This window comes from Vibrio sp. Vb0598, from assembly GCF_033338935.1.
Lineage (GTDB): Bacteria > Pseudomonadota > Gammaproteobacteria > Enterobacterales > Vibrionaceae > Vibrio > Vibrio alginolyticus.
On the sequence record NZ_JAWOTP010000176.1, the window covers coordinates 1 to 1,243 of the forward strand.

Annotated in this window: 1 protein-coding gene and 1 pseudogene; one reads left to right on the forward strand and one right to left on the reverse strand. The window is 45.0% G+C overall.

All coding sequences use genetic code 11. From position 1 onward, the window contains the following. Positions 1–140, forward strand: a pseudogene (locus R7Q38_RS23855) (MgtC/SapB family protein); the annotation flags it as partial. Between the two features lie 82 nt (positions 141–222). Here R7Q38_RS23855 and R7Q38_RS23860 read toward each other — a convergent pair. After that, positions 223–786 (reverse strand): VC2662 family protein, encoded by a 564-nt coding sequence (locus R7Q38_RS23860; RefSeq protein ID WP_005457036.1) that lies wholly within the window; start codon positions 784–786, stop codon positions 223–225. Between the last annotated feature and the right edge of the window lie 457 nt (positions 787–1,243).

The window sequence follows — 1,243 nt, forward strand, 5'->3', positions numbered from 1 at the left end:
TGCAATCGGTCGTGATTACCTTGCTTGCGTTGAGCGTTCTGCTTGGCGTGGATAAAGCCGAAAACCGTATCAAGGCGTTACGTCGCGGTGTTCATCAAAAAATTCAGCAGCGCAAAACCTCCTCTCGCTTGATCAAATAAGAGAATGGTTGGCCTGTTTCAATTTTCCAATAAAAAAGCCCGCGAACATCGCGGGCTTTTTGGTATCTGGCTTTCGCTAAGATTATTTAGCGAAGTTGATGATAGGGAAACATTTGAAGAAGCCGTTATCCGCACAGTTCAACAGACCAATTTGCACGCCATCGATTTGGTCAGTCATGTTGAAGAAGCCAAGTTGGAAGTTAGACTTTTTAGAAATACTCGCCAGACCAACATCTGCCATGGTGTAACCTTCTGAGTAGTTCACCGCACTCCAGTTTAGGCCTTTCACGTTGTTCGTGATGTTTACCGCACCAAAGTTCACACCAGTTGTTTGGCCTTGGTTCCAGTTAACCAAACCAAGTGACGCACCTTTCATTTCTTGGTTTACTTTCGCTGCCCCAAAGAACAGACCGAAGTTCACACCCGTAGTACGGTCAGTTTCAGACATACCTAGAACTGAGAAGTCGACGCCTTTTACTTCGTTTACTTGGCCATGCAGTACCGCCAAACGAACACCACCAACAGCAGAGTTTGATGGAGCGTTAGTATGGTCGATCGTTGAAAACATCACAGGGGTGCTGTTCGCAAGAGCAACAGGTGATGCGATAGTGGCTGCAACAGCCAATGACGTCATAAGCTTTTTCATTTTTATCTCCATGATGGTAAGCAGTAATTTACAACATAGTGTAATGTTCAGATTTTGCGCTATTCGGACACAAAAAGTGTTAACAATAGGTCATATTTAACAATCTGACTATCCTAGAAAAAAATTCATCTCAGTTATTTTTCTGTTTTTCCACTGACGCTGCCGGAACGCATCCCTCACAATTCACATCTTCTTTTACCTACACTGAAAAATGCACAGTGGGCAAACACCAGACGCAAAAAAGCCGAGGTTCACACCTCGGCTTTTTGTTCTACTCGGCTTGGAATAGCGCGGGATGATTACATCATGCCCATGCCACCCATACCGCCCATACCACCCATGTCAGGCATGCCTGCACTTTCTTTTTGTGGTAGGTCAGTTACCATCGCTTCTGTTGTGATCATTAGACCAGCGACAGACGCTGCAAATTGTAGAGCGCTACGAGTTACTTTAGTTG

What these genes read in the sequence shown, in the direction of transcription:
- R7Q38_RS23860 (WP_005457036.1), bottom strand. Translation starts at nt 786, where the DNA reads ATGAAAAAGCTTATGACGTCATTGGCTGTTGCAGCCACTATCGCATCA.